The 26,902-nt window shown below is 66.5% G+C and carries 23 protein-coding genes; 14 read left to right on the top strand and 9 right to left on the bottom strand.

Features of this window, described 5'->3' with window-relative positions:
• Window positions 1-22 precede the first annotated feature (22 nt).
• Entirely contained in the window at window positions 23-1,864 is a 1,842-nt protein-coding gene (locus tag AC3WLC_RS06260; RefSeq protein WP_493683056.1) for a M3 family oligoendopeptidase, read from the bottom strand.
• A gap of 202 nt (window positions 1,865-2,066) precedes the next feature.
• Between AC3WLC_RS06260 and AC3WLC_RS06255 the strand changes: the two genes are divergently transcribed.
• The 3 genes from AC3WLC_RS06255 to AC3WLC_RS06245 all read left to right on the top strand — a co-directional run bounded on the left by AC3WLC_RS06255 (window position 2,067) and on the right by AC3WLC_RS06245 (window position 7,599).
• Entirely contained in the window at window positions 2,067-3,557 is a 1,491-nt protein-coding gene (locus AC3WLC_RS06255; RefSeq protein WP_493683055.1) for a sigma-54-dependent transcriptional regulator, read from the top strand.
• Window positions 3,558-3,706: 149 nt separating this feature from the next.
• On the top strand, window positions 3,707-5,590 hold the full coding sequence (locus AC3WLC_RS06250) for a L,D-transpeptidase family protein (protein ID WP_493683054.1): 1,884 nt from the start codon (window positions 3,707-3,709) through the stop codon (window positions 5,588-5,590).
• A 188-nt stretch (window positions 5,591-5,778) separates the two neighbouring features.
• The gene (locus AC3WLC_RS06245; RefSeq protein ID WP_493683053.1) at window positions 5,779-7,599 is read left to right on the top strand and encodes a peptidoglycan L,D-endopeptidase MepK; all 1,821 of its coding nucleotides are present in this window, start codon (window positions 5,779-5,781) and stop codon (window positions 7,597-7,599) included.
• A 180-nt stretch (window positions 7,600-7,779) separates the two neighbouring features.
• On the opposite strand, the gene AC3WLC_RS06240 is transcribed toward AC3WLC_RS06245, so the two are convergent.
• Window positions 7,780-8,388 carry a glutathione S-transferase family protein gene (locus tag AC3WLC_RS06240; protein WP_493683052.1) on the bottom strand — a complete coding sequence of 203 codons (609 nt, stop codon included), beginning with the start codon at window positions 8,386-8,388 and terminating at the stop codon, window positions 7,780-7,782.
• 78 nt (window positions 8,389-8,466) lie between these two features.
• Window positions 8,467-9,447, bottom strand: a complete 981-nt coding sequence (locus AC3WLC_RS06235) for a LysR family transcriptional regulator (protein ID WP_493683051.1) — start codon at window positions 9,445-9,447, stop codon at window positions 8,467-8,469.
• Between the two features lie 184 nt (window positions 9,448-9,631).
• Between AC3WLC_RS06235 and AC3WLC_RS06230 the strand changes: the two genes are divergently transcribed.
• From AC3WLC_RS06230 to AC3WLC_RS06210, 5 genes are all read left to right on the top strand, one after another.
• Window positions 9,632-10,219 (top strand): nitroreductase family protein, encoded by a 588-nt coding sequence (locus AC3WLC_RS06230; protein ID WP_493683050.1) that lies wholly within the window; start codon window positions 9,632-9,634, stop codon window positions 10,217-10,219.
• Between the two features lie 312 nt (window positions 10,220-10,531).
• Window positions 10,532-12,106 (top strand): Re/Si-specific NAD(P)(+) transhydrogenase subunit alpha, encoded by a 1,575-nt coding sequence (locus AC3WLC_RS06225; protein ID WP_493683049.1) that lies wholly within the window; start codon window positions 10,532-10,534, stop codon window positions 12,104-12,106.
• A gap of 10 nt (window positions 12,107-12,116) precedes the next feature.
• Window positions 12,117-13,550 carry an NAD(P)(+) transhydrogenase (Re/Si-specific) subunit beta gene (locus AC3WLC_RS06220; protein WP_493683048.1) on the top strand — a complete coding sequence of 478 codons (1,434 nt, stop codon included), beginning with the start codon at window positions 12,117-12,119 and terminating at the stop codon, window positions 13,548-13,550.
• 99 nt (window positions 13,551-13,649) lie between these two features.
• A complete protein-coding gene (locus AC3WLC_RS06215; RefSeq protein ID WP_493683047.1) occupies window positions 13,650-13,991 on the top strand; it encodes a hypothetical protein in 342 nt (113 codons plus the stop codon).
• Window positions 13,992-14,422: 431 nt separating this feature from the next.
• The gene (locus AC3WLC_RS06210) at window positions 14,423-14,758 is read left to right on the top strand and encodes a hypothetical protein (protein ID WP_493683046.1); all 336 of its coding nucleotides are present in this window, start codon (window positions 14,423-14,425) and stop codon (window positions 14,756-14,758) included.
• Window positions 14,759-14,891: 133 nt separating this feature from the next.
• On the opposite strand, the gene AC3WLC_RS06205 is transcribed toward AC3WLC_RS06210, so the two are convergent.
• From AC3WLC_RS06205 to pcaF, 3 genes are read right to left on the bottom strand one after another with little or no spacing between them, the layout of a single operon-like run.
• Window positions 14,892-15,554, bottom strand: a complete 663-nt coding sequence (locus tag AC3WLC_RS06205) for a 3-oxoacid CoA-transferase subunit B (RefSeq protein WP_493683045.1) — start codon at window positions 15,552-15,554, stop codon at window positions 14,892-14,894.
• The gene (locus tag AC3WLC_RS06200; RefSeq protein ID WP_100963521.1) at window positions 15,554-16,264 is read right to left on the bottom strand and encodes a CoA transferase subunit A; all 711 of its coding nucleotides are present in this window, start codon (window positions 16,262-16,264) and stop codon (window positions 15,554-15,556) included. The genes AC3WLC_RS06205 and AC3WLC_RS06200 overlap by 1 nt, the downstream gene beginning before the upstream one ends.
• A 45-nt stretch (window positions 16,265-16,309) precedes the next feature.
• Window positions 16,310-17,518: a 3-oxoadipyl-CoA thiolase gene (pcaF, locus tag AC3WLC_RS06195; protein WP_493683044.1), complete on the bottom strand. Its 1,209-nt coding sequence runs from the start codon at window positions 17,516-17,518 to the stop codon at window positions 16,310-16,312.
• A 187-nt stretch (window positions 17,519-17,705) separates the two neighbouring features.
• Between pcaF and pcaQ the strand changes: the two genes are divergently transcribed.
• Window positions 17,706-18,668, top strand: a complete 963-nt coding sequence (gene pcaQ / locus AC3WLC_RS06190) for a pca operon transcription factor PcaQ (protein ID WP_493683043.1) — start codon at window positions 17,706-17,708, stop codon at window positions 18,666-18,668.
• A 113-nt stretch (window positions 18,669-18,781) separates the two neighbouring features.
• Here pcaQ and AC3WLC_RS06185 read toward each other — a convergent pair whose 3' ends face one another.
• Window positions 18,782-19,024 (bottom strand): DUF2312 domain-containing protein, encoded by a 243-nt coding sequence (locus AC3WLC_RS06185; protein ID WP_377799637.1) that lies wholly within the window; start codon window positions 19,022-19,024, stop codon window positions 18,782-18,784.
• A gap of 79 nt (window positions 19,025-19,103) precedes the next feature.
• Window positions 19,104-19,889 carry an N-formylglutamate amidohydrolase gene (locus AC3WLC_RS06180; RefSeq protein WP_493683042.1) on the bottom strand — a complete coding sequence of 262 codons (786 nt, stop codon included), beginning with the start codon at window positions 19,887-19,889 and terminating at the stop codon, window positions 19,104-19,106.
• Between the two features lie 234 nt (window positions 19,890-20,123).
• On the opposite strand from AC3WLC_RS06180, the gene AC3WLC_RS06175 reads away from it, so the two are divergent.
• The 5 genes from AC3WLC_RS06175 to AC3WLC_RS06155 all read left to right on the top strand — a co-directional run bounded on the left by AC3WLC_RS06175 (window position 20,124) and on the right by AC3WLC_RS06155 (window position 25,906).
• Window positions 20,124-21,443 (top strand): glycerate kinase type-2 family protein, encoded by a 1,320-nt coding sequence (locus AC3WLC_RS06175; RefSeq protein ID WP_493683041.1) that lies wholly within the window; start codon window positions 20,124-20,126, stop codon window positions 21,441-21,443.
• Window positions 21,440-21,877, top strand: a complete 438-nt coding sequence (locus tag AC3WLC_RS06170) for a DUF1036 domain-containing protein (protein WP_291676458.1) — start codon at window positions 21,440-21,442, stop codon at window positions 21,875-21,877. Before AC3WLC_RS06175 ends, AC3WLC_RS06170 begins: the two co-directional genes overlap by 4 nt.
• 93 nt (window positions 21,878-21,970) lie before the next feature.
• Window positions 21,971-23,410 carry a pyruvate kinase gene (gene pyk / locus AC3WLC_RS06165; protein ID WP_493683040.1) on the top strand — a complete coding sequence of 480 codons (1,440 nt, stop codon included), beginning with the start codon at window positions 21,971-21,973 and terminating at the stop codon, window positions 23,408-23,410.
• 344 nt (window positions 23,411-23,754) lie between these two features.
• A complete protein-coding gene (locus AC3WLC_RS06160) occupies window positions 23,755-25,254 on the top strand; it encodes an SLC13 family permease (protein WP_493683039.1) in 1,500 nt (499 codons plus the stop codon).
• Window positions 25,255-25,300: 46 nt separating this feature from the next.
• On the top strand, window positions 25,301-25,906 hold the full coding sequence (locus tag AC3WLC_RS06155; protein ID WP_493683038.1) for a histidine phosphatase family protein: 606 nt from the start codon (window positions 25,301-25,303) through the stop codon (window positions 25,904-25,906).
• Here the strand turns inward: AC3WLC_RS06155 and AC3WLC_RS06150 are convergent.
• The gene (locus AC3WLC_RS06150; RefSeq protein ID WP_493683037.1) at window positions 25,861-26,823 is read right to left on the bottom strand and encodes a LysR substrate-binding domain-containing protein; all 963 of its coding nucleotides are present in this window, start codon (window positions 26,821-26,823) and stop codon (window positions 25,861-25,863) included. The two genes, AC3WLC_RS06155 and AC3WLC_RS06150, sit on opposite strands and share 46 nt — an antisense overlap.
• Window positions 26,824-26,902: the final 79 nt, after the last annotated feature.

The raw sequence follows: 26,902 nt of genomic DNA, 5'->3' as shown, positions 1-26,902 counted from the left end.
AACTCCTGCGCCAACCTTCGCCCTACTCCATCCCCTCCAGCTCGATGATCAGCCCCTCGATCATCTTGAGCCCGATCTGCCAGAAGGCCGGATCGCGCGCATCGAGGCCGAACGGCTTCAGCAGTTCGGAATGGTGCTTGGTGCCGCCGGCCGAGAGCAGCGCGAAATAGCGCTCCTGAAAGCCCGAGGCCGAGTTCTGGTAGACGCCGTAAAGCGAGTTCACCAGGCAGTCGCCGAAGGCATAGGCGTAGACATAGAAGGGCGAGTGGATGAAGTGCGGGATATAGGCCCAGAAGGTCTCGTAGCCCGGCCCAAGCCGGATCGCCGGCCCCAGGCTCTCCGACTGCACGCTGAGCCAGAGATCGCAGAGATTCTCGGCCGTCAGCTCGCCCTGCCGGCGCGCCTCGTGGACCTTGCGCTCGAAGGAATAGAACGCGATCTGGCGCACGACCGTGTTGATCATGTCCTCGACCTTGGCCGCCAGCATCGCCTTGCGCTGCGTCTGGTCGCGCGTCTCGTCGAGCAGCTTGCGGAAGGTCAGCATCTCCCCGAACACGCTCGCCGTCTCGGCCAGCGTCAGCGGCGTCGGCGCCATAAGCGCGCCGTTCGGCCCGGCCAGGACCTGGTGCACGCCATGGCCGAGCTCATGCGCCAGCGTCATCACGTCGCGCGGCTTGCCCTGGTAGTTGAGCAGCACATAGGGGTGCGCCGACGGCACGGTCGGGTGCGCGAAAGCGCCAGGCGCCTTGCCCGGGCGGGCCGGCGCATCGATCCAGCTTTCGTCGAAGAAGCGCCGCGCGATCCCCGCCATGTCGGCCGAGAAATCACCATAGGCCGAGAGCACGGTGTCGCGCGCTTCGGTCCACGGAATCGTGCGCTGCTCGACCTTGGGCAGCGGCGCATTGCGATCCCAGTAGTCGAGCGACTCCTGCCCGAACCAGCGCGCCTTCAGCTTGTAATAGCGGTGCGACAGCCGCGGATAGGCCTCGCGCACTGCTGCGACCAGCGCATCGACGACCTCGCGCTCGACCCTGTTCGCCATGTGCCGGGAATCGGCGACGTCCTCGAACTTGCGCCAGCGGTCGGAGATCTCCTTGTCCTTGGCCAGCGTGTTGGTGATCAGGCCGAAGGTGCGCAGATGCTGGCGGAAGACGGTGCCGAGCACCTCCGCCGCCTCCTTGCGCACCGCGCCGTCGGCGTCCTGCAGCCGGTTCAGCGTGAGCTCGAGGGTGAGGTCGTCGCCGCCGACCTTGAAGCGCAGCGAGGCGATCGTCTCGTCGAAGAGCCGGTTCCAGGCGCCATGGCCGGTGACCGACTTCTCGTGGAACAGCTCCTCGATCCGGTCCTCGAGCTGGTGCGGCTTGTCCTTGGCGAGGTCTTCGAGCCACGGCTTCCAGTGGCTGAGCGGCGCCTGCGCCGCTGCCTTGGCCAGCAGCGCCTCGTCGATCCGGTTGAGTTCGAGCCCGAAGAACAGGAGCTCGGTCGAGATCGCGGTGACCTTGTCCTGCGTGTCGCCATAGAACTTGGCGCGCTGCGGGTCGGTGGTGTCGCCGGAATAGACCAGGCCGGCATAGGACATGATCTTGCCGACCAGATCCTCCAGCCCCTCATAGGCCTTGACCGCTTCGGCCAGAGCGACGCTGGCATCCTCACGCGCGGCGAGCGCTGCGAGCTTGCCGCGATAGAGCTCGGCGAAACGCCGCGCCTCCACCGCCGCGCGCTCGAGATCGGCGATGAAGGCCGGCGAATCCATCGTCGGGTAAAGATGCGTCAGATCCCACTCCGGCAAGGCGCCGAGCGCCTCGGCCGTGCCTCCGGCATGGGCGGCGCGTGCGATTGCGGGACGGTCGAAGGGGCGGGTCATGTCGTCTCTGCCTCGGCCTGTCGGGATCGGTTGTGGCCCCCTCATATGCGCGGCCTGCCGCTTCCGATCAACGGCAGCGCTGCCACAGGCGCCCGATTTCCCGCAGGCTTCGCCGGCTTAAGCGGCGCTTAACCGTTCTCCCCGACAGTGACCCGAAACGGAACAGCCGATTCCGGCTAATCGCCTGGCCTGCCGAGGTTTCATGTCCGCAACAATCCTCGTCGTCGACGACGATCCCGTCCAGCGCCGGCTGCTCGATGCGATGCTGAAGCGCTTCGGCTACGAGGTCGCGCTGGCGGAGGGCGGCGAGCAGGCGCTGGCGGTTCTCGTCGACGAATCGCGGCGCATCGACTGCCTGATCCTCGACCTCGTCATGCCCGGCCTCGACGGCATGGGCGTGCTCGCGGCGCTGCGCGAGCGTGGCAATGAGGTGCCGGTGATCGTGCAGACCGCCAACGGCTCGATCGAGACCGTCGTCGCGGCGATGCGTGCCGGCGCCGTCGATTTCGTCGTCAAGCCGGCCGGCGCCGAGCGCCTGCAGGTCTCGCTCAAGAATGCGCTCAAGCTCGGGGCACTCGAGCACGAGATCCGCTACATGAAGCGGCGCGCCTCCGGCCAGCTCGGCTTCCGCGACCTCGCCAGCAAGAGCCAGGACATGGGCCGCGTCGTCCAGCTCGCCGAGCGCGCCGCCCGTTCCAATATCCCGATCTTGATCGAGGGCGAATCCGGCGTCGGCAAGGAGGTGCTGGCCCGCGCCATCCAGGGCTCCAGCGACCGCAGGGGCAAGCCGTTCGTCACGGTGAACTGCGGCGCGATCCCGCACAACCTCGTCGAATCCATCCTGTTCGGCCATGAGAAGGGCGCCTTCACCGGCGCGACCGAGCGGCATATCGGCAAATTCGTCGAGGCCAATGGCGGCACCCTCTTCCTCGACGAGGTCGGCGAACTGCCGCTCGATGCGCAGGTCAAGCTGCTGCGCGCCATCCAGGAGAGCGAGGTCGATCCGGTCGGCGGCAAGAAGTCGGTGCGCGTCGACATCCGCATCATCTCGGCGACCAACAAGAGCCTACTGGAACAGGTCAAGCGCGGCGAGTTCCGCGAGGACCTGTATTACCGGCTCAACGTCTTCCCGATCACCCTGCCGCCGCTGCGCCGCCGCCGCGAGGACGTCGCCGACCTCGCCCGCGGCTTCCTCGCCCGCTTCGCCGCGGAAGAGGGCCGCAAGCTGCGCGGCATCAGCGCCGAGGCGTTGACCCTGCTCGCCGACTATGACTGGCCCGGCAATGTCCGCCAGCTCGAGAACGCGATGTTCCGCGCCGTCGTGCTCTCCGATGGCGACGAGCTCACCGTCGCCGAGTTCCCGCAGATCGCCGCGCAGATGGACGGTTTCGATGTCCGCATCCCGCCGGCGCCCGCCTCGATCGCCAGCGAGCCGCGCGGCGAGGCGCCGCCGCGCGTCATCCAGGTGCCGGTGCGCGATCCCAATGCGCTCGACCTCGTCGCCGGCTCCGACATGCGCACGCTCGACGAGCTGGAGCGAGAGATCATCAAGTTCGCACTGGCCCATTACCGCGGCCACATGTCCGAGATCTCGCGCAAGCTCGGCATCGGCCGCTCGACGCTCTACCGCAAGCTCAAGGATTACGGGCTGATCGAGGGCGAGGACGCCGCCGACGGCGTCGACGCCGCCTGATCGGACCGCATCGAAACACCGTCTGCAACCCACAGGGGACGGGTTGCAGAGGGCGAATATCGGCCGCTGTTGCAGGGCGGCATCTTGTCGAAACAGGCCGAGTCACGCAGTTATCGGCGTGGATCGGCCAGGGACCGGGGAAGTTATCGATGCGCCTTCGCCGCCTGGCGGAAACCGTCTCAGCCACCACGCTTGGCCTCTCGCTGCTTCTCGCCTCCGCGACTGCCCAGGAGGCCACGGGAGACATCAGTGTTCCGCTGCCCGAGCAGCCGGCTCTGGTCATCCTGAGCAGCGAGACCGGTCCGCAGAAGCTCGACATCCCCGCTCCCGCGGAGGTCACGCTCGACCTGCGCCCGTCCGCCGGCCCGCAATCGGCCGATGCGGCCGAGACCAGGGAGATCGTCACCGGCGCGCTCTCGACCAGGCCGGACAACAGCCCGGCAGAGCTTGAGCTCGACCTGCCCGAGCCGGAGATGCCGCCGGTCGATCCGGCCCTGGTTAAGCCGATCGAGCCTGCGCCGCAGCCGCAATTGGCCAAGCCGGCGCAGATCGACCTGCCGCCGATCCCCGACGTTGCGGTCACCATGCCGCCGAGGCTCGAACTCTCCGGCCGGATCGCGGCGCAGGCCGAGATCGCCGCCGCGCTGCCTCGCCTTTCCGCCCGCGAGCGCGCCGATATCGTCGCCGCCTATGCCGCCAACGAGAACCGGCCGTTCTGGATCGACGGCAAGGAACTCGGCGCAACCGGCAAGCAGATCGTCGCGCAGCTCGGCCACGCCGGCGATGACGGCCTGCGCGCCGGCGACTACCTGCTTCCGGTCTTCGAGGGCAGCGACAAGGATAGTCTTGCCGCTGCCGATATCCGGCTTTCGGCGCTCGCCGTGCTCTATGCCCGCGACGCCCGCGGCGGCCGCATCGACCCGCGCCGCCTCTCCAAGCTGATCACGCCGAAGCTCGAACTGCCCTCGGCGACCGAGGTGCTGTCCGAACTCGCCGGTGCCGCCGACGCCGGCGCCGAGCTCGCCGCCTATAATCCCCGGCACGCGGGCTATCAGCATCTCAAGGCCAAGCTCGCCGAACTGCGTGCCCACAAGCCGGAGACACCGGTCGCCCGCATCCCGGCCGGCCCGGCCCTCAAGGTCGGCATGCGCGATGCCCGCGTGCCGCTGATTCGCGCCCGGCTCGGCCTCGGCAGCAGCGAGGAGCCGGTCTATGACCGCTCGACCGCGCTGGCTCTGGCAGATTTCCAGAAGCAGGCCGGCCTGCGCGCCGACGGCGTGCTCAGCGACCAGACTGTCGCCGCCCTCGCCATGCCACGCTCGACCCGGCTGGAGAGCGACATCGTCGCCCAGATGGAGCGCTGGCGCTGGCTGCCGAGCGATCTCGGCGAGAACCGCATCGTCGTGAACATCCCCGAATACAAGATGCGCGTCATGCACGGCGACAAGCTCGCCTACGAGTCGCGTGTCATCGTCGGCAAGGCGGAATCGGCGACGCCGGTGTTCTCGCACCGGATGGAGCACGTCGTCGTCAATCCGTCCTGGTATGTGCCGCCCTCGATCCTGAAGAAGGAGTTCCTGCCCGGGCTCGCCAACGATCCGAACTACGCCGCCAGGCGCGGCTATGTCGTGACCCGCGGCAAGAACGGCAGCATCTCGGTGCGCCAACCGCCGGGCGAGCGCAACGCGCTCGGCTGGATCAAGTTCATGTTCCCGAACGACCATGCCGTCTATCTGCACGACACGCCCAACCGCGGCCTGTTCGGCGCCGGCAAGCGCGCCTTCAGCCATGGCTGCGTGCGTGTCGAGAACCCCTTCGCCCTCGCCGACCAGGTGCTCGGGCCGGAGTGGACGAGCGAGCGGCTGAAGCGGCTGATCGGCTCCGGCGAGCGCACCATCAAGCTGCCGCAGCCCCTGCCGATCCACTTGGTCTATGAGACCATCGTCGTAAACGAGGCCGGTGCCGTCACCACCTTCGACGATATCTACGGTTTCCACAGGCTGGTCAGGAACGCGCTCGAACAGCGGTCCTGACCGTTCCGGCCTGAAAAAAGTCCCATTCGGCACGGTTTCGCCACGATCTGCCGGTAGCGAGCAATCTTGATTGCCGAATTCCGGCGGGGAGTTGTCTCGCCGGTAACCTCCCGTTAAGCCTTCTCGGCAACTGTTCCTTCACGTTTATCGCTCCGGCTCGCCCGGCGCTTCGAGACGGGTCTGGCAGAGTGAGCAGGTCGAAAGCCGAGATTGCAGCACGGCTGCCGCGTTCTTTGCGGCTGAGCGCGCATGCCGGCTTCCTGCTGGTCGCCAGCGCGAGCTTCCTTGTCCTCGGGGTACGCAGCACGCAGAATGCCGTCGCCAACGGCGACACCCGCACGATCACGATCAAGCATATGCACACCAAGGAGGAGACGACCGTCACCTTCAAGCGTGACGGCCGCTACGACTCCGCGGCGCTGGAGAAGCTGAACTGGGCGCTGCGCGACTGGCGCATCGACGAGCCGATCCGGATGGATCCGCGCCTGTTCGACCTCGCCTGGGAAGCCCATCGCAAGGTCGGCTCCGACCAGCCCTTCCACGTCGTCTCCGCCTATCGCTCGCCCGGCACCAATTCGATGCTGCGCCGGCGCTCGCGCGGCGTCGCCAAGCACAGCCAGCACATGCTCGGCAAGGCGATGGACTTTTATTTGCCGGACACCCCCACCGCCCGCATCCGCGAGGTCGCGATGCGGATGCAGCGCGGCGGTGTCGGCTTCTATCCCGGCGCCCACACTCCCTTCGTCCATCTCGACGCCGGCTCCGTCCGCTCCTGGCCGCGCATGACCCGCGACCAGCTCGTCCGCCTCTTCCCCGATGAGCGGACCGTGCACCTGCCGGCCGACGGCAAGCCGCTCAGCGGCTACGAGGTCGCCAAGGCCGAGATCCTCTCCAGCGGCGGCTCGGTGATGGGCTATGGCGCCGGCGATTACGACGAGGGCGCGATCATGGCGTCCAGCAGCGGCGGCAAGAGCTTCTGGGCCGCGCTGTTCGGCGGCGACGACGAGGAAGCCGACGCCCGCCCGGCTCGTGGCCGTGCGGCCGCAGCCCGTCGCGCGCCGACGCCGCAGCCGACCGTCATGGCCTATGCCGGCGACAGCAACAGCGGCGATGGCGGCCGCTTCGCCGTGTTCAATGCGCAGCCGGCCCAGCCCGAGCCGAGCGGCCGTTCCGTGCTGCGCGAGCGGTCGAACCGCGCGACCACCACCGCGCCGCCCGCGCCGCCGCCTGAGGAGACGCAGGTCGCAGCACTGGCCCCAGCCCAGGTTGCACCGCCTGAGCCGCCGAAGCCCGCCCCGATCGCCACCGCCCTTCCCGTCGCGCGCCCGAGCGGCCTGACGCCGCCCGTGCCGAACCCGCCGGCCGGCTCGCCGCAGCTCGCCGCCCTGGCCGCAGAGGCGACGGCCCTGCCGCTGCCCGCATCCGAGCAGAAGCTCATCCTCGCCTCGCTGCCGCCGCGCCGGCCGACCGACCTGCCGGGCCCGTCGCTTGAAACCATCCTGACCGGCAAGGCCGTCTCGGCCCCGCTGCCGCCTTCCCGCCCGGTGGCGCTGGCGAGCCTGTCGACCGAGGGCCTGCGTCTCAACGACGACGCCGAGGATGCCGTAGCCCCTGTAGTCCCTGCCGGCGCGAAGCTGGTCGCGGTCAACCATCCCCTGCCGCCGATCCGGCCGCGCCCGCCGGGCGCCGCCCCGGAGCAGGCCGGCACGACGCAGATCGCCGCGCGGCCGCGCAGCACCCCGATCGCCGCCGAATACAACGCCGACCGGGCGGGCCTCGACTCGCTCTTCGCCGCCGTCTCGGCGCCGGAAGCGCCGCCCGCACGCCGTGCCACGGTCGCGACCGCCAAGGCGAAGGCCGGTTCGGAGGCGCATGCCAAAGGCTGGGTCGCCGGCGCGAGCCCGGCCGCCTCGCTCGGCTTCTCCGCCGCCGAGCCCAGCGATGTCGGCACCAGCGGCTTCAGCGGCCCGGCGGTCAAGGCGCTACCGACCACCTTCGTCCAAAACTGAGCGTCATTCCGGGGCAAGCGCGCAGCGCTTGAGCCCGGAACCCAGAACCGATGAACCTGATCGGGAGGCAAACCGGCTCATGAGCCCTTTGCGGGCACGCGCATCGGTTCTGGGTTCCGGGCTCGGCCCTGCGGGCCGCCCCGGAATGACGGCGCGGTTCATTGCGGATATCCCGCCCGCCTATTCCTTGTCGATCGGCCAGGCCTTGAACACCGGAAGTGCCTCGCAAGCCGCAGCCTGACGCGCCAGCGCCGGCCAGCGCTCCTCGGGGGCGAACTCCGGAATGACGAAGCGGCAGAAGCCCCAGGCGATCGCGGCAGCGATGTCGCCCGGCCTCGGCTCGGGTCCCGCAGCGATCTCACCGCGCTCGGCGGCCTGATCCAAAAGGTCCAAGGCCGTGTGGAGCTGCGCCAGGATGCGCTCCTGCCAGTTGTCATAGCGCTTCTCTTCCGGCCGCTTGCGTTCGTACTCGACCGAGACCGCCTTGTCGGCAGCGACGATGCCGATGCCGGTCAGGCTGAGATCCCTGACCCGCGCCGCCTTGTCGGCCGGCCGCAGCGAGCGCCCGGCGACATCCTCGAAATGCTGGATGATCAGCAGGGATTCGCTGAGCACGGTGCCGTCATCGGCGACCAGCGTCGGCGCCTTGATCAGCGGGTTGATCTTGCGGAACTCGGGCATATGCCGGAACACCGAGACCGAGCGATGCTCGAAATCGAGGCCGAGCAAGGTTCCGGTGATGGCGGCGCGCCGCACATAGGGGCTGTCGAGCATTCCAACCAGCAGCATGGCATTCTCCCGTTGTCGTCAGCGGAACACTGGAGGCTTGCAGCGGCATTGCCACGCGAATTCGGGTGAAGCTCGACTTCACGCCATTTGATGCTCGTCGGCGGGATAGTCCTCCGGTGCCAGTTCGCCGGCCGCGATCCTCGCCTGGACAGCCGCCTGGCAGGGATCCCAGGACGGCGTGTTGCCGAAGTGCTCGAGCATGAGATCGATCAGCACCCGCACCTTGCCGGGCACGTAAGGCCCGGGCGGCCGCACGACATGTAGCGCACTCTCCCGCATCGGATAGCGCCAGAGGATATGCTCGACCGTCCCGGCGCGGATCGCGTCGCTGGCGATGAAGGTCGGCAGCACGACGATGCCGAGCCCCGCCTCGGCCCATTTCAGCAACGTGTCGCCATTGTCCGAGCGTAAGCGGCCGGAGGGACGCACGGAGACCCAGCGCCGGCCCATGCAGAAGCCCCAGTCGACGACGCTGTTGCCGGAATAGACCAGGCATTCGTGCCGGGCGAGGTCGAGCGGCGTCTCCGGTCGGCCGCAGCGAGCAAGATAGTCGGGGCTGGCGAGCACCGCGGCCTTCACCGGGGCGATGCGCCGCGCCACCAGGGTGGAGTCCTTCAGCGCACCGATCCGGATCGCAGCATCGAAGCGCTCGCCGATCAGGTCGACCTGGCGGTCGCTCGCCTCCACGTCCAGTTCCAGCCGTGGGTACCGCTGCGCCAGCTCCGCCAGCACCGGCGCGAGATGCCGGTAGCCGAAGGAGAGCGGCATCGACAGCCGCAAGCGCCCCGCGACACCCTCCGACTGCTGCGCCACCGCCTCGCGCGCCTCGGCGAGCTCTGACAGGATGCGCTCGCCACGCGCCTTGAACTCCAGCCCCGCCTCGGTGGCGGCGACACCGCGCGTCGTCCGGCTGAGCAGGCGCGTGCCGAGATCGGCTTCCAAACGGGTAATACGGCGGCTGACGATCGATTTCGCCAGGCCGAGGCTATGCGCGGCCCGGCCGAAGCCGCCCGCGTCGACGACGGCGACGAAGCTCCTGATATCGTCGATCTCGGACATGAAGCGTTCCTGGATGAGCAACAGATTGGTGCCCAATATGGGCATTCTGGTGCGGCAAGTGAACCGCTACCTCTCCCTCATCAAATCCCGCTCTCGCAGGAAGGGCGCCTGAAGGAGGCGCTCCGAGACAACAACCCGTTTCATCGGCCTGCCAGCGCCACACGCGTTCACAGATGAGGAAGCCATGCTCGACAAGCTCAAGAAGCGCCGCACGCAATATGCCCTCGGCAAGAACCTGCCGATCTCCGAAACGCAGGTCGATGCCCTGATCCGGGAAGCGATCCGCCTCTCCCCCTCCAGCTTCAACTCGCAGAGCTCGCGCGCCGTGATTCTCTTCGGCCGGGAGAGCGACAAGTTCTGGAGCATCGCCAAGGAAGCGCTTCAGGCGATCGTGCCTGCAGCCGATTTCGCCGGGACAGCCAAGAAGATCGAAGGCTTCGCCAGCGGCGCGGGAACCGTGCTGTTCTTCGAGGACCAGGAGCCGGTCAAGGCGCTCCAGGCCAATTTCCCGCTCTACGCGCACAACTTCCCGATCTGGTCGGAGCACTCGACCGGCATGGCGCAGCTGGCGGTGTGGACCGCACTGGCAGACGCCGGCATCGGCGCGAGCCTCCAGCACTACCATCCGCTCGTCGACGCCGAGGTCGCCAAGACCTGGAACATCCCTGCGTCCTGGAAGCTCACCGCGCAGATGCCCTTCGGCTCGAATGAGGCGCCCTTCGGCGAGAAGACCTTCATCGACGACGAGGTCAGGTTCCGGACCCATCGTTGATCGGGCGCGGCTCGGGCTGATCGCCTGAAGCAACACCCCGAAGAATAAAGCGCCGCCCGGGAGGCATTCTCCGGGCGGCGTTTTTTTGGTGCGATGCACACCGATTCCGGCTGAAATGGGGCTGCTCTCGCCCGGATTGCGCGCGCCAGATGCTGGTCCCGGGCCCGCCGACCAGGCGGCTCGATCTGCCCGGTGCTCGCCTCGGCGCTTGCAAAGACGCCGCGCCTGTCGGATGCCATAGGGAAAGGGCTGCACGTTTCGCAGTTGCTCGCTAGGCTGAATGGCCGGGCTCACAGCAGGAGGGGGAGCATAGTGAAGATCGGTTCGCCTAAGGAACTCTTCGCGGGTGAGGCACGCGTGGCGATGACGCCCGACAGCGCGCTGCAGCTGCAGAAGCTTGGCTATGACTGCCTCATCGAGACCGGAGCCGGCATTGCCGCAGGCTTCACCGACGAGGCCTACCGGACCGCCGGGGTCACGGTGGTCGACAGCGCCGCCGCGCTCTGGGACGAAGCCGACATCATCGCCAAGGTGCGCCCGCCCGAGACCTCGGAAGTCGAGCGCCTCAAGGCCGGCAAGACGCTGATCTCGTTCTTCTATCCCGCGCAGAACAAGGAGCTCTTGGAGCTTTGCAAGGATAAGGACGCCAACGTCATCGCCATGGACATGGTGCCGCGCATCTCGCGCGCCCAGAAGATGGACGCGCTCTCGTCCATGGCCAACATCGCCGGCTACCGCGCCGTGATCGAGGCCGGCAATAATTTCGGCCGCTTCTTCACCGGCCAGATCACTGCGGCCGGCAAGGTGCCGCCGGCCAAGGTGCTGGTGGTCGGCGCCGGCGTCGCCGGCCTTGCCGCCATCGGTACCGCGACCTCGCTCGGCGCCATCACCTATGCCTTCGACGTCCGCCCGGAAGTCGCCGAGCAGATCGAATCGATGGGTGCGCAGTTCGTCTTCCTCGACTTCAAGGGCCAGCAGCAGGACGGCGCCGCGACCGGCGGCTATGCCGCCCCCTCCAGCCCCGAGTTCCGCGAGGCCCAGCTCAAGAAGTTCCGCGAGCTCGCTCCGCAGATCGACATCGTCATCACCACCGCGCTGATCCCCGGCCGCGACGCGCCGGTGCTGTGGACCAGGGACATGGTCGAGGCGATGAAGCCCGGCTCAGTCATCGTCGACCTCGCCGCCGAGCGCGGCGGCAATTGCGAGCTGACCAAGCCGGACGAGAAGATCGTCACGCCCAATGGCGTGACGATCGTCGGCTACACCGACTTCCCGAGCCGGATGGCGGCCCAGTCCTCGACGCTCTACGCCACCAATATCCGCCACATGATGACGGACCTGACGCCGGCCAAGGACGGCAAGCCCGTCCACAACATGGAGGATGACGTCATCCGTGGCGCGACGGTGACCTTCGAGGGCGCCATCACCTTCCCGCCGCCGCCGCCCAAGGTCGCCGCGATCGCGGCGCAGAAGCCGAAGGAAAAGGCCAAGGAGCTGACGCCGGAGGAGAAGCGGGCGCAGGAAGCGGCCGTCTTCAAGGCGCAGACCCAGTCCCAGCTGATGCTGCTCGGCGTCGGCACGGTGCTGATGCTGATCGTCGGCGCCTATGCGCCGGTGAGCTTCATGAGCCATTTTATCGTCTTCGCCCTCGCCTGCTTCGTCGGCTTCCAGGTGATCTGGAACGTGTCGCATTCGCTGCACACGCCGTTGATGGCCGTCACCAACGCGATCTCCGGCATCATCGTGCTCGGTGCGCTCTTGCAGATCGGCTCATCCAGCTGGCTCGTCACCTTCCTGGCGATGATCTCGGTGCTGATCGCCTCCATCAACATCGTCGGCGGCTTCCTGGTCACGCGCCGGATGCTCGCCATGTTCCAGAAGTCCTGAGGGGGCCGCAGTGAGCATCGGTATCGTTTCTGCGGCCTACATCTCCGCCGCCATCCTGTTCATCCTCTCCCTCGGCGGCCTCTCGAACCAGGAAAGCGCCAAGCGCGCGGTCTGGTACGGCATCGTCGGCATGGCGCTCGCCGTCATCGCCACGGTCTTCGGCCCCGGCAGCGGCAAGCTCTGGCTCGTCATCGTCATGTTCGCCATCGCCGCCGCCATCGGCTGGCAGGTGGCGATGAAGGTGCAGATGACCGAGATGCCGCAGCTGGTCGCAGCGCTGCACTCCTTCGTCGGCCTCGCGGCGGTGCTGATCGGCTTCAACGCCCATATCGAGCTCGCAGCGGTGATGAAGCTCGACGCGGCCGCCCGCGAGGCGCTGACGGGCTTTGCCGGCGTGCTGGCACACAAGACCGGGGTCGAAATCAGCATTCTGAAGGTCGAAGTCTTCCTCGGCGTCTTCATCGGCGCGGTCACCTTCACCGGCTCGATCATCGCCTTCGGCAAGCTCGCCGGAAAGGTCGACGGCAAGGCCAAGAAGCTGCCCGGCGGCCATATGCTCAACGCCGGCGCCGCAGCGCTCTCGCTGCTGCTGCTGATTGTCTATGTGAACGGCGCCGGCTTCTGGGCGCTGTTCCTGATGACACTGCTCGCCTTCTTCATCGGCTACCACCTGATCATGGGCATCGGCGGCGCCGACATGCCGGTCGTGGTCTCGATGCTGAACAGCTATTCGGGCTGGGCGGCGGCGGCGATCGGCTTCACACTCGGCAACGACCTCCTGATCGTCGTCGGCGCACTGGTCGGCTCGTCGGGCGCGATCCTCAGCTACATCATGTGCAAGGCGATGAACCGCTCCTTCATCTCGGTCATCCTCGGCGGCTTCGGCAACACCACCGGACCGGCGCAGGCGATCGAGGGCGAGCAGATCGCGATCGACGTCGACGGCGTCGCCACCGCGCTGAACGATGCCGACAGCGTCATCATCGTGCCCGGCTACGGCATGGCGGTGGCGCAGGCGCAGCAATCGGTCTCGGAGCTGACCCGCAAGCTGCGCTCCGCCGGCAAGGAGGTGCGCTTCGCCATCCACCCGGTGGCCGGCCGCCTGCCGGGCCATATGAACGTGCTGCTCGCCGAGGCGAAGGTGCCCTACGACATCGTCATGGAGATGGACGAGATCAACGAGGACTTCCCGTCCACGGACGTCGCGATCGTCATCGGCTCGAATGACATCGTCAATCCGGCGGCGCAGGAGGACCCGAACTCGCCGATCGCCGGCATGCCGGTGCTCGAGGTCTGGAAGGCGAAGCAGGTCTTCGTTTCCAAGCGCGGCCAGGGCACCGGCTATTCCGGCATCGAGAACCCGCTCTTCTACAAGGAGAACACACGGATGTTCTATGGCGACGCCAAGAAGAGCCTCGACGAGCTGCTGCCCAAAATCGCCTGATCGCACCCACCGTGCAGCCCGGTCTCATCGGGCTGCACGGTGTCCTGCTCGCTGGCTGATAGGTTGGGAGCGACCGGCAGAAACAAAAAAGCTCGGCAGATGATGACTGCAGATATCGCTGATCGCGTACGCGTCATTCGAGCGCTACCCGGATTCGATGTTCCAGATTGGTGGCTTACCTTCTACCTAACCGGCTCGCAGCCGCGCCTTGCATTGATGGCCGAGAAGTTGATGGCAATTAATGCGGTCAACCTTGAGGACATTGAGGGCGGGTTTCTGTACCCCAAGCTGGCTGTGCAGAGCCATCCAGACGCCGTCATTGCACTCGTCCGGCATATCCAAGAGCTTGCAGCAGCATCCGAAATTGAGATCCTCAACGTCGACGTGGACATCGCTGCCGACGTCCACTGCTCAGGATTCCAGGAGTTGATCCGCTCCTAGCTGGGAAATCTGCCTTCGACTCACAGTTGCCGTTTGAAAGTCGGCGTCTCGATTTTTCGTAGTATAAGAGGTGCATTGCATCAGACAGGTCTTGGATTGCTGAAATGCGATTTAACGTCGAGCTACATGACCTTGCCATTTTGCTTCCGATATATCTCGTAAGTTTTGCCTTCAGGAAACGCATTGGCGCATGGCTTCGTAAGGCAACCGGCCCTAGTCTAGAAACTTGGAATGAAACGGAATCCGGAAAGCCGCCTTCCGCGGAAAATTTGATGAAGGCATACTGGATTATATTATTTTTCGTATCTACTTTGATTGGGCTTTTAGTTTCCGACACGCTATTCAAGCCTTGGCAATCAAACTATATATCTCTCGATGAATACCGACGGCGATGGCCTGGTACCTAAAGGACCGAACGGGAACAGCAACACGTGAGGCTCGGCATCAACCTTCGGGGCGACCTCGCCAAACTCAGCGATGAAGCGTTAGCCTCGCATCTCGAAAAGAGCATCGCTTATCGCGAATGGCTTTCACCCCACGCCGGCGATGGTGCGAATCGATGGCTGTATAAGACCGGGGCTGCGATGCCCTTCGGCAGAGGTCCATTGCACGGTCGAATTTTTTATCGGGCCATGGGTCTCATGTATGGCGGGCCGTTAAATGGGCGCTCGCTGGGCGACCTTTATGTTCTGGATTGCGAGATCAAGGACATCATGGATGAGTTGGAGCGCCGAGTGCGTGCCGCTCAGCGGCATCGGCGTGGCTGACGCTCAAGGCCCGCATCCAACCCAATTGAGCCATTCGTAATGTCGTGCAGCCTGACACCCATGGCCCGATAGAAAAGCCCGCCCGGCGCAATCGCCGGGCGGGCTTTTCTGTTTCTTGCGCGAAGGTGCTGGTTCAGGCGGCCTTTGCCAGCTCCGGCGCCACAGCAAACGGGGCAGCCGTCTTGGCCTTGACCTCGTCGAGCGTGACGTCGGGTGCCAGTTCGATCAGGGTCAGCCCGCCGCCCTTGGCCTTGTCGCAGGCCATGACGCAGAGATCGGTGATGATCAGGTCGACCACGCCCTGCCCGGTCAGCGGCAACGAGCAGCGCTCCAGCACCTTTGATTCCCCCGCCTTGTTGGCGTGATCCATCACGACGATGACCTTCTTGACGCCTGCGACGAGATCCATCGCGCCGCCCATGCCCTTCACCATCTTGCCGGGAATGGTCCAGTTGGCGATGTCGCCATTCGCCGCCACTTCCATGGCGCCGAGGATGGTGAGGTCGATATGGCCGCCGCGGATCATCGCGAACGAGTCGGCCGAGGAGAAGAAGCTCGAGCTGGGCAGGACCGTGATCGTCTGCTTGCCGGCATTGATCAGGTCGGGATCGGCCTCGCCCTCATAGGGAAAGGGACCGATGCCGAGCAGGCCGTTCTCCGACTGGAGCGTCACGTCGACGCCTTCGGGGATGTAGTTCGCCACCAGCGTCGGGATGCCGATGCCGAGATTGACGTAGAAGCCGTCCTGCAGCTCCTTGGCGGCACGGGCGGCCACCTGTTCACGGGTCCAGGCCATCAGGCGGTCTCCCTTTTGCGCTCGGTGAGCTTCTCGATCTTCTTCTCGTTGATCGTGCTCTTGATCAGGCGGTCGACATAGATCCCGGGCGTATGGATCGCCTCAGGATCGAGCGAGCCGACCGGGACGATCTCCTCGACCTCGGCGACGGTGACCTTGCCGGCGGTCGCCATGTTCGGGTTGAAGTTGCGGGCAGTGCGCCGGTAGACGAGGTTGCCGGCGGTGTCGGCCTTCCAGGCCTTGACGATGGCAAGGTCGGCGCGCAGCCAGGTCTCGCGGACGTAGAGCTGGCCCTCGAACTCCTCGACCGGCTTGCCCTCGGCGACGACGGTGCCAACGCCGGTGCGAGTGTAGAAGGCCGGAATGCCGGCGCCGCCGGCGCGGATGCGCTCGGCCAGCGTGCCCTGCGGGTTGAGTTCGAGCTCGAGCTCGCCGGAGAGGTATTGCTGCTCGAACAGCTTGTTCTCGCCCACGTAAGACGCGATCATCTTCTTGATCTGCCGGGTCTGCAGCAGCATCCACAGGCCGAAGCCGTCGGCGCCGGCATTGTTCGAGATCACGGTGATGTTCTTCACGCCGGAATCGCGGATCTGCGGGATCAGGCTCTCGGGATTGCCCGACAGGCCGAAGCCACCCGACATGATCGTCATCCCGTCGAACAGCAGCCCATCGAGGGCCGCCGCCGGACTGTCATAGACCTTCTGTGTCATTCAGTTTCACTCCCGTTGTCGTTTGGTTGCCTTGGCAGCTAGCTGTCAGGCGCGTTCGAGTCCGATGGCGATGCCCTGGCCGACACCGATGCACATGGTGGCGAGCGCGCGGCGCTTGCCGGTGAGCGACAGTTCCAGCGCGGCGGTGCCGGCGATGCGGGCGCCGGACATGCCGAGCGGATGGCCAAGCGCGATCGCGCCGCCATTGGGGTTCACGAAATCCCCGTCTTCCGGGATGCCGAGTTCGCGCAGCACGGCGATGCCCTGGCTGGCGAAGGCCTCGTTCAGCTCGACGATGTCGAAGTCGCCGGGTTTGATGCCCAGCCGCTCGCAGAGCTTGCGCGTCGCCGGGATCGGCCCGAGGCCCATCACGCGCGGCGCGACGCCGCCGGTGGCACCACCAAGGACGCGCGCCAGCGGGGTCAGGCCGTATTTCGCCACGGCCTTCTCGGAGGCGACGATCAGCGCCGCGGCGCCGTCATTGACGCCCGAAGCGTTGCCGGCGGTGACCGTGCCGCCTTCCTTCCTGAAGGGCGTCGGCAGCTTGGCGAGCTTCTCCAGCGTGGTGTCGCCGCGCGGATGCTCGTCGCTCTCGACGCGGATCGGGTCACCCTTGCGTTGCGGGATGACGACCGGCACGATCTCCTTGCCGAGACGGCCGTTCTGCTGGGCTGCCACGGCCTTGAGCTGCGAGCGCAGCGCGAAGGCATCCTGATCGCCGCGGCTGATCTTGCAGTCGGCCGCGACGTTCTCGCCGGTCTCCGGCATGGAATCGACGCCGTACTGCGCCTTCATCAGCGGGTTGATGAAGCGCCAGCCGATGGTGGTGTCGTGGATCTCGGCATGGCGCGAGAAGGCGCTGTCGGCCTTGGGCAGGACGAAGGGCGCCCGCGACATGCTCTCGACGCCGCCGGCGATCATCAGTTCGGCCTCGCCGGCCTTGATCGCCCGGGCCGCGGCAATGACCGCATCCATCCCTGAGCCGCAGAGCCGGTTCATGGTCGTGCCGGGCACCTCCTTCGGCAGGCCGGCGAGCAGCAGCGACATCCGCGCAACGTTGCGGTTGTCCTCACCCGCCTGGTTGGCGCAGCCGAAGATCACGTCGTCGATGGCACCGAAATCAACGCCCGGATTGCGCTCGATCAGGGCCTTCAGCGGCACGGCGCCGAGATCGTCCGCCCGCACCGAAGACAGGGAGCCGCCGAAACGGCCGATCGGCGTGCGGACATAGGCGCAGATGAAGGCTTCGCTCATGCGGGAAAACCCTTGTTGTTTCCTCGAAGTCCACTCGTCGCCGGATGCGACGAAGGCGATCGTCTTTTTGCCTGGGCCGCCGGTGCCAAAGCTGCCGGCCTCTGCTTGTGCCGGGAATATGCAGCAGCGAAACTCTTATGTTAAATGAAATCACTGCCTAAGATAATAACCAGGGGGTTATCGAGCCATGGCCGAGCCGCTCCTGTCGGCGATGGATCGGCGCATCAAGTTCCGCCATTTGCGCTGCTTCATCGAGGTTGCGCGGCTGAAGAGCGTCGTCAAGGCGGCTGCGGTGCTTCATGTCAGCCAGCCCGCGATCTCCAAGACCGTGCAGGAGCTCGAATGTGTTCTCGGCATCGCCCTGTTCGAGCCCAATCGCCGGACCATGCTGCTCACCAGTTCGGGCGAGATCTTCCTGCGCTATGCCAGCGCCAGCGTCACGGCGCTGAAGCAGGGCGTCCGGATGGTGGGCGGCGACGAGATGTCGCCTGAGCACGCCCTCACCGTCGGCGCCCTGCCGACGGCGTCGGCCCGCATCCTGCCGGCCACCATCGCCCATCTGACGCAGCGCTATGAACGCCTGAGGCCCCGGGTCGTGACCGGGGCGAACGACGTGCTCATGACGCAGCTGCGGCTCGGCGATGTCGATCTCGTCATCGGGCGCATGGCCGCGCCGGAGACGATGACCGGCTTCAATTTCGAGCACCTCTATTCCGAGCGGATCGGCCTGGTGGTCCGGCCGGAGCACCCCTTGCTTCATGCGGAGGCTTTCGCCCCGACTGCGATCGCGCAGCATCAATTGCTCATGCCGCCGCCGGGCTCGGTGATCAGCTCGACGGTCGAGCGCTACATGATCGCCAATTCGATCCAACCACGCTCGGGCGTGATCGAGACCGTCTCGGACTCCTTCGCCCGCGGCTATCTCAGGCAGACCGATGCGATCTGGTTCATTTCAGAAGGTGTGGTCGCCGAGGACGTCGCCAGCGGCCTGCTGGCGTTGCTACCGGCCCATACCGAGGACACGCTGGGGCCGGTCGGCCTGACGACGCGCGCCGACGCCGTCCTGTCCCTGTCGGCCCAGATCTTCATCGCGGCGCTGAGGGAGATTGCCGCCGGCTGGCGCGCGGGGGAGCTGCCGGGCGGGCTCTAAGGGCGAGCCAGCTCGCCAAGGCGACCGGAACCGTCTTCCCTGCCCGTCAGTCGCGAGGTCGAGACGATTCCGGTTTGATCATGGCTGGTGCGCGAAAGCTCGCGCACTCCGCCTCAGGCGCTCTCGCCGACCGCCTGCAGATAGAGGTCGAGGATCGCCTCTTCCTCCTTGCGCTCGTCGAGGTCGCGCTTGCGCAGCGCGATCACCTTGCGCAGAACCTTGACGTCGTAGCCGTTGCCCTTGGCCTCGGCATAGACCTCCTTGATGTCGTCGGCGATCGTCTTCTTCTCTTCCTCGAGCCGCTCGATGCGCTGCACGATGCTCTTGAGCTGATCGCCCTGAACCGGATCGTCCATTCTCAAAACCCTTCTTCGGAAATTGGCCGCAGGGGTTCGCAAGGATGGGCGCCGAGGTCAAGCAGGAACGGCCCGAAGTTCACATCTCTCGCGCTGCAGCGAGCGCTCCCGGCAGCAATCGCGCCAGCCTGAAGCCCCAGGCACGGGCCGCATGCGGCTCGCCGATCAGGTCCTGCCTGATCTCGATCAGCGCATCGAGCAGGCCGCGGCGCGTGGCATGGCGGTCGATCGTGTCGCCCGGCAGGCCGCCGTTGTAGGGCTCGTTGTCGCCGACGATCAGATCGCCCTCCGCCTGCAATGCCGCGATCAGCGCCTGCGCGAGCCGCCCTTCCCTGTCCCAGAGAACGCCTGCATGCCAGGGCCGCGGCACGCCCTTCCAGAACGGCGTGAAGGAGTGCAGCGAGACGATCGCCGGCGGATGGCCGGCGGCGATAGCCGTCTCGATCGCGCCATCGATCGCTGCGTCATAGGGCGCGTAATAGCGCACGATCCGCTCGGCGATGCCGGCCTCGTCGATGCGGGCATTGCCCGGCACGATCGCGCCGTCCGAGATCCGCATCACCAGGGTCGGATCGTCGCGGCCACGATTGGGATCGATCAGCAGGCGCGAGAAATTGCTGAGCACGGCGGGAGCGCCGAGCGCCTGCGCCATCGCGCGCGTCATCTCGGCCGCGCCGATGTCATAGGCGATGTGGCGTTCGAGCTGCTGCGGCGGCAGGCCGAGCAGGCCGAGCTCGGCCGGAATCGCATTCGTCGCATGGTCGCACAGCAGCAGGATGCCTGTCGCCGGATCGCCGGGAATGATCTCGACATCGCCAGGCTGCCGCACCGGAACACCGCCCTGCAAGCCCTCGTCCGCACGCATCATGACCTCGGACCACCCCGTCACATCGCGAGCTGTGCCCGCGCCGGCGCGGCATAGCGCGCTTTCGGCTTGCCCGGAACGGCACGCGACAAGAATTCGCGCGACCACAACATCCTGGAACATATCCTGATCGCAAATGCGGTATCCACTTTCGCCGGACATGCTCTAGTAAGAGGCCGATAAGCGGCTAAGACGAAAGTCGATGCCACCAGCAGATTCGCACGGGGACGGCGCTTGGAGCAGCGGCAGGATGCAATCGCGGAGCGGCATCGGATCGCCCGCCGGATCTTCGACGCGGCCGTGGACAGAGCCCATCCGCGCAGCTGGCTTGCAGCGCATCTGCCGCCCCCGCCGCCGAACGGCCGCCTGATCCTGCTCGCAGCCGGCAAGGCCGCCGGCAGCATGACCCAGTTGGCGGAAGCCCATTACCTCGACACGCTGAAGCTCTCGCCGGACCGGTTCCTCGGCCATGCCGTCGCCCGCCACGGCTACGAGGCGCCGACCCGCCACATCCCGATGCTGGCCGCCGGCCATCCCGTGCCCGACGAAGGCAGCATCGCCAGCGCGACGCGGGCGCTCGAGCTCGCCGCGTCAGCCACCGCCGACGATCTCGTCCTGGTGCTGCTCTCCGGCGGCGGCTCGGCCAACTGGGTCGCGCCAGCCGGCACGCTCACGCTCGCCGAGAAGCAGGCGGTCAACAAGGCACTGCTGCGTTCCGGCGCGCCGATCGGCGAGATGAACATCGTCCGCAAGCGGCTGTCGCGCATCAAGGGCGGCCGGCTCGCCCTCGCCGCGGCACTGGCGAAGCTGCTGACCCTCGCCGTTTCCGACGTGCCGCATGACGACCCCGCTGCGATCGCCTCGGGCCCGACCGTGCCCGATCCGAGCACGATGGCCGATGCCCGCGCCATCGTCGCCCGCTATGGGTTGACGCTGCCTCCGGCCGCGCAGGCCCTGCTCGCCGACGATGCCAGCGAGACGCCCAAGCCCGGCGATCCCGCCTTCGCCGGCAGCGAGTACCGCATCGTCGCCCGTCCGGCCGACGCAATCGCCGCAGCGGTCAAGGCCGCGGCCGAGGCCGGCTACGAGCCGATCGATCTCGGCCCCGATCTCGAAGGCGAGGCGCGCGACGTCGCCGCCGCCCAGGCGAAGCGCGCGCGCGAGCTGAAGGCTGCCGGCCGCCGCGCCGCGCTGATCTCCGGCGGCGAGCTCACCGTCACCATCGCCGGCAATGGCCGCGGCGGACCGAACCAGGAATTCGCGCTGGCCCTGGCGATCGCCCTCGCCGGCGAGCCCGGCATCGTCGCGCTCTCTGGCGACACCGACGGCACCGATGGCGGCGGCGGCGAGGCGACCGACCCGGCCGGCGCGGTGATCGACGAGACGACGCTGGCGCGCGCCAGCGCTCTTGGCCTCGATCCTGCCCAATCGCTGGCCCAGAACGACTCGACCGGTTTCTTCTCGGCTCTCGGCGACCTGTTGCAGACCGGCCCGACCCTGACCAATGTCAACGATTGCCGCGTGATTCTGATCGATCCAAGAACCAATTCATGAGCCGAAGCGCACGTCTCCATTCGATCCTGCTCGCAGGAGGGCTGCTCCTGGCCGGCGCCGGCCCGGCGCTGGCGGATTTGCGCATGTGCAACACGACGGGCAGCCGCGTCGGCATCGCGCTCGGTTATCGCGATGCCCAGGGCTGGGTCACCGAAGGCTGGTGGAACCTGGCGCCGCGCGCCTGCGAGACCCTGCTGCGCGGAACGCTGGCGGCGCGCTTCTACTACGTCCATGCCGTCGACTACGACAAGGGCGGCGAATGGACCGGCAAATCCGTCATGTGCACGCGCAACAAGGAATTCACCATCCGCGGCATCGAGGATTGCCTGGCGCGCGGCTATGAGCGCTCCGGCTTCTTCGAGGTCGACACTGGCGAGCAGAAGGGCTGGACGATCCAGCTCACCGATACGGCCGGCGCCGCGCCGCGTCCGTGATGCGGTGCAGCAAATCGCTTGCCCTGATCGTTTGAATCGGCGAGGCCTGCCGGAAGCGGGCCCAAATGAGTTTTTTGAAGGGGGAATGACGTGATGAGGCGGGAACGGCGGATCAAGATCATCGCGACGCTGGGGCCAGCCTCGTCCACTCCCGAGATGTGCGCCGCCCTGTTCAAGGCGGGCGTCGACGTCTTCCGCATCAATATGAGCCATACCCAGCGCGAGGACTTGCCTGCCAGGGTCGCGATGCTGCGCGGGTTGGAGAAGGAATTCCGCCGCCCGGTCGGCATCCTCGCCGATCTGCAGGGGCCGAAGCTGCGCGTCGGCCAGTTCGGCGGCGATGGCGGCGTGATGCTGGAGAAGGATGCCCGCTTCATCCTCGACGCCGACCCGGCGCCCGGAACCGTCAAGCGCGTGCACCTGCCACATCCGGAGATCCTGTCGGCACTGGAGCCCGGTCATCACCTCATCCTCGACGATGGCAAGATCCGCCTCGTCGTCGAGAAGGCTTCGCCGAAGCAGGCGGTGACCAAGGTGATCGTCGGCGGCCGGCTTTCCTCGCGCAAGGGCGTCAGCCTGCCCGACACCACGATCCCGGTCTCGGCCATGACCGAGAAGGACCGCTCCGACGCCGAAGCCGCGGCCGAGATCGGCGTCGACTGGATCGCAGCCTCCTTCGTGCAGCGGCCGGAAGACATGGCGGAGCTGCGCAAGATCGTGAAGGGCCGGGCGCTGGCGCTCGCCAAGATCGAGAAGCCGCAGGCGGTGGCCCGGCTCGAGGAGATCATCGAGGCCTCCGACGCGATCATGGTGGCGCGCGGCGATCTCGGTGTCGAGATGCCGATCGAGAAGGTGCCGGGCACGCAAAAGCGCATGACCCGGATGGCACGGCGCATGGGCAAGCCGGTCGTGGTTGCAACCCAGATGCTGGAGAGCATGATCACCGCGCCGGTCCCGACCCGCGCCGAGGTCTCCGACGTCGCCACCGCCGTGTTCGAGGGCGCCGACGCCGTGATGCTCTCGGCCGAGAGCGCCGCCGGCCAGTACCCGATCGAGGCGGTGACCATGATGAACCGCATCGCCGAGGAGGTGGAGAGCGAGTCGATCTACCGCTCGATCCTCGAGTCGCAGAAGGCCGAGCCGGAGGCGACCGGCGCCGACGCCATCGCCAAGGCCGCGCACGAGATCGCCGACGCGCTCCATCTCAAGGCGATCGCCGCCTGGACTTCCTCGGGCTCGACCGCTTTCCGCATCGCCCGCGAGCGGCCGAACTCGACCGTGGTCGCGCTGACGCCGAACGCCGCCACGGCGCGCCGCCTCACTCTGGTCTGGGGCGTCCATTCTGTCGTCACCAAGGACGCCAGCGACGTCGACGACATGGCCTTCCGCGCCTGCAAGTTCGCGGTGCGCGAGGGCTTTGCCAAGGAAGGCGACCGGCTGATCGTTGTCGCCGGCGTCCCCTTCGGCACGCCTGGCGCGACTAATATGGTCCGCATCGCCTTCGTCGCCAAGGAGCATGTCGAGCAGGCGTGAGCCGTCCACCACCCGTCATTCCGGGACTTCGCGGAGCGAAGGGCCCGGAATCCAGAACCGATACCGGTTGCTGAGAGGCGCGGCGGCTGGTGTGGCTTGTTCCCGATCCCATCGGTTCTGGATTCCGGGCTCAGGCCTGTCGGCCTGCCCCGGAAAGACGCGAGACTAACATGCAGAAAGCGCCCGGATCGCCATCGATCCGGGCGTTTTTCATTGCCTCAGCCGCACCGAGGCTCCGCCCACAAGTTCATAGAGATCTATTATCAAGTAAATAAAGATATTAAATTTTTGTTTTGAATGCGCCACAGCTATCGTCCCGCAAAAGATGCTCCGGGGAGGGACGCATGAGCGGCGAGGCAGTGAAGAGCTTAGGCTCCGCGGATTTCTCCGGCGGCACTGAGGCCGGCGGCGGAAAGACCGAATCTGTTCTGAAGAAGATCGGCATCCCGCTCGCGATTGCTGTCTTCGCCTTGCTGTTGCTGATGCCGACACCGACGGGCCTCAGCTATTCCGGCCAGAAGGCGCTGGCGATCTTCTGCGCTGCCCTGACGCTCTGGGTTGCCGGCTCGATCCCGATCTACCTCACCTCGATGCTGGCGATCATCGCGCTGACCCTGACCGGGACGGTGAAGGAGCGCGTCGCCTTCGAGACACTCGGCTTCGACGTGATCTGGCTGATGGTCTCAGCCTTCGTGCTGACCGCGGCGATGGTCAAGTCCAACCTCGCCCGCCGCTTCGCCTTGTGGATGATCACCTCCTTCGGCGGCACGCCGAAGCGGACCTTGCTGGTCCTGATCTTCATCAATTTCGCGCTCGCCTTCTTCGTGCCTTCGACCACGGCGCGCGCCAGCCTGATGGTGCCGATCTGCGTCATCCTGCTGGAGATCTATCGCGCCGTTCCAGGCCAGAGCAATTTCGGCCGGCTGATGATGCTGCTCGGTGTCCAGGCCGACGCCGTCGCCACCTCCGGCGTGATGACCGGCACCGCCGCCAACATGATCGCGGTGAAGTTCATCAAGGAGCAGGCCGGAACCGACATCGGCTACATGGACTGGCTGCTCGCCGCGATGCCCTCGGCGATCCTGACCATGCTGCTGACCTTCTTCGTCGGCCTGAAGCTGTTCGACTTCCGCAGCGAGACCGGCTTCTCGGAGGGCATGGCCAAGCTCAAGGAACAGCTCGCCGACCTCGGCAAGCTGACCGTCGCTGAGAAGAAGGCGATGGTGATCTTCGTCCTGACGCTGCTGCTCTGGGCGACCGAGGACTATCAGGAAGCCTGGTTCAACGGCTTCGGCCTCTCCGTCTACATGACCGCCGTCATCGCCGCCACGCTCTGCCTCATGCCCGGGATCGGCCTGATCACCTGGAAGGAGGCCAACATCAAATGGGACCTGATGATCTTCGCCGCCGGCGCCTATGCTGCCGGCAACGCCCTCGAATCGACCAAGGGCGCGCAGTGGATTATTGGCAAGCTGGTCTACGGGCTCGGCCTCGAGACGATGGCGCCAGCGACCGTCTATGTCGTCGTGATCTTCATGAGCATGTTCAGCCACATGATCTTCACCTCGAAGACCGTGCGCACCACGATCATGATCCCGGCCTTCATCGCGCTGGCCAAGACGCTCGGCATGAACCCGGTGACGCTCGCCCTCGCCGCCTCCTTCACGCTGACCTACACGATCACCCTGCCGCCGCACTCGAAGGTCAACACGATCTACTTCGCGACCGGCTATTTCTCGGTGCTCGACCAGCTGAAATACGGGCTGGTGACCTGCTTCATCGGCGCCGTCCTGATCTCGCTGTCGGTGTTCACCTGGTTCCGGCTGCTGGGCTACGGCCTCTGACGCTTCGACGAACCGCAGCCAATCTCCCGACGACAGAGCCGATCCGATGAGACTGATCCTGCTTCGCCATGGCGAAACCCTCTGGAACACGCAGAAGCGTCTGCAGGGCCATGACGACTCGCCTCTCTCGGAGCGCGGCGTCGCCCAGGCGCAGGCGATCGCGTCGAACCTGCGCACGCTTGCCCCGGCCAGGGTCGTCTCCTCCGATCTCGGCCGCGCCCGCCAGACGGCCCGGCTCGTCGGCTATGGCGACGCCGTGCTGGAGCCGCGCCTGCGCGAGCTCGACATGGGTGCCTGGACCGGCCGCGCCAAGGACGAATTGATCGCCAGCCAGCCCGACGACTATGCCGCCTGGCGCGCCGGCCGCCTGACCCCGGCCGGCGGCGAAAGCTGGCAGCAGTTCACGACGCGCATTCGCGATGCGCTCGCCGACTGGGTCGGGCGCGGCGGCGGCGATCTCCTCGCCATCGTCCATAGCGGCGTCGTCCGCGCCGCCTGCAACGTGCTGCTCGGCCTCGCCCCCCACCAGATCCTGCCGGTGACGCCGGGCACGTTGACCATCTTCGATTTCGCCAATGGCAATGCGGCAGCGCCCCGGCTCGAAGCCTATAACCTCGGCGCCTTCACGCCCGATCTGGACGTGGCCGACTGATCACAGCGCAGCGCCGCGAACCGCCCCGGCAAGGGCTCGCTGACCAGAAGGTCGAGGAAGCGCGCCGTCGCCGGCGAGAGCAATTTGCCACGATGGTGCACGATCCTGATGCCTCGCTCGAAGGTAGCGCCCGCAACCGGAACTTCGGCAAGCAGGCCGCCGGCGATCTCCTGCGCCACCGCCATCCGCGAGACGATCGAGACGCCGAGACCGTGCATCACGCCCTGCTTGATCGCCTCCAGGCTGGAGATGTGCATCTCCGTGCCGAGCCTGATCCCGCAGCGGCGCATCCGTTCCGTCAGGAATTGCCGTGTCGCCGAAGGCTCGGGCTTGATCAGGAAGGTCTCCTTGGCGAGTTCCGTCGGTGTGACCTCGCCGCGCCGCGCAAAGGGATGGCCTGGCGCCGTGATCAGCACCTGCTCATCGCGGCAGAGCTCGCGGAACAGGAAGCGCTGTGGATCGAGCTCGATCTGGTCAGAGACGATCAGGAACTCGACGCTGTTGGCCTCGAGCCGGCGGATCAGCTCGGAGGAGGAGGCGATGTCGAGCTCGAAGGCCAGCTTCGGCGCACGCTGCTTGTGCTGGGCGATGATCGCCGGGACGAGATAGACGCCGATGAAATTGCTGGCGCCGAAATGGATGGTACCGCTCATCGGGTCGCCCATCTGGCGCAGATGCTCGCGCGCCGCGCCAAGTGCATTGACGACCTGCAGCGCATAGTCCCGGAAGGCCGTGCCCTGCTGCGTCAGGTGCATCCGCTTGGCGATCCGGTCGAACAGCACCGTGTCGAGTTCCTGCTCGAGCATGCGGATGCGCATGGTCACGGCCGGCTGCGTGCAATGCATCCTCCTGGCGGTCTCGGTGACGCTGAGGCACTCCGCCAGCACCAGGAAGGCTTCGATCTGGTTGATGTTCACCGGCTCGTCCCGACGGCTGCACGATGCTCCATCGTTGTTTATCAACCGAAGAAGATCAATCAGGGATGATTATGACCTG

The organism is Allobosea sp. GW821-FHT03A12 (genome assembly GCF_058986765.1).
This window is presented reverse-complemented; position numbering and strand designations above follow the sequence as displayed.

Excerpts from the sequence above, each read along its gene's own strand:
- AC3WLC_RS06260 (WP_493683056.1), bottom strand. The coding sequence starts at position 1,864 with ATGACCCGCCCCTTCGACCGTCCCGCAATCGCACGCGCCGCCCATGCC.
- AC3WLC_RS06255 (WP_493683055.1), top strand. The coding sequence starts at position 2,067 with ATGTCCGCAACAATCCTCGTCGTCGACGACGATCCCGTCCAGCGCCGG.
- AC3WLC_RS06250 (WP_493683054.1), top strand. The coding sequence starts at position 3,707 with ATGCGCCTTCGCCGCCTGGCGGAAACCGTCTCAGCCACCACGCTTGGC.
- AC3WLC_RS06240 (WP_493683052.1), bottom strand. The coding sequence starts at position 8,388 with ATGCTGCTGGTTGGAATGCTCGACAGCCCCTATGTGCGGCGCGCCGCC.
- AC3WLC_RS06235 (WP_493683051.1), bottom strand. The coding sequence starts at position 9,447 with ATGTCCGAGATCGACGATATCAGGAGCTTCGTCGCCGTCGTCGACGCG.
- AC3WLC_RS06230 (WP_493683050.1), top strand. The coding sequence starts at position 9,632 with ATGCTCGACAAGCTCAAGAAGCGCCGCACGCAATATGCCCTCGGCAAG.
- AC3WLC_RS06215 (WP_493683047.1), top strand. The coding sequence starts at position 13,650 with ATGATGACTGCAGATATCGCTGATCGCGTACGCGTCATTCGAGCGCTA.
- AC3WLC_RS06205 (WP_493683045.1), bottom strand. The coding sequence starts at position 15,554 with ATGGCCTGGACCCGTGAACAGGTGGCCGCCCGTGCCGCCAAGGAGCTG.
- AC3WLC_RS06200 (WP_100963521.1), bottom strand. The coding sequence starts at position 16,264 with ATGACACAGAAGGTCTATGACAGTCCGGCGGCGGCCCTCGATGGGCTG.
- pcaF (WP_493683044.1), bottom strand. The coding sequence starts at position 17,518 with ATGAGCGAAGCCTTCATCTGCGCCTATGTCCGCACGCCGATCGGCCGT.
- pcaQ (WP_493683043.1), top strand. The coding sequence starts at position 17,706 with ATGGCCGAGCCGCTCCTGTCGGCGATGGATCGGCGCATCAAGTTCCGC.
- AC3WLC_RS06185 (WP_377799637.1), bottom strand. The coding sequence starts at position 19,024 with ATGGACGATCCGGTTCAGGGCGATCAGCTCAAGAGCATCGTGCAGCGC.
- AC3WLC_RS06180 (WP_493683042.1), bottom strand. The coding sequence starts at position 19,889 with ATGCGTGCGGACGAGGGCTTGCAGGGCGGTGTTCCGGTGCGGCAGCCT.
- AC3WLC_RS06170 (WP_291676458.1), top strand. The coding sequence starts at position 21,440 with ATGAGCCGAAGCGCACGTCTCCATTCGATCCTGCTCGCAGGAGGGCTG.
- pyk (WP_493683040.1), top strand. The coding sequence starts at position 21,971 with ATGAGGCGGGAACGGCGGATCAAGATCATCGCGACGCTGGGGCCAGCC.
- AC3WLC_RS06160 (WP_493683039.1), top strand. The coding sequence starts at position 23,755 with ATGAGCGGCGAGGCAGTGAAGAGCTTAGGCTCCGCGGATTTCTCCGGC.
- AC3WLC_RS06155 (WP_493683038.1), top strand. The coding sequence starts at position 25,301 with ATGAGACTGATCCTGCTTCGCCATGGCGAAACCCTCTGGAACACGCAG.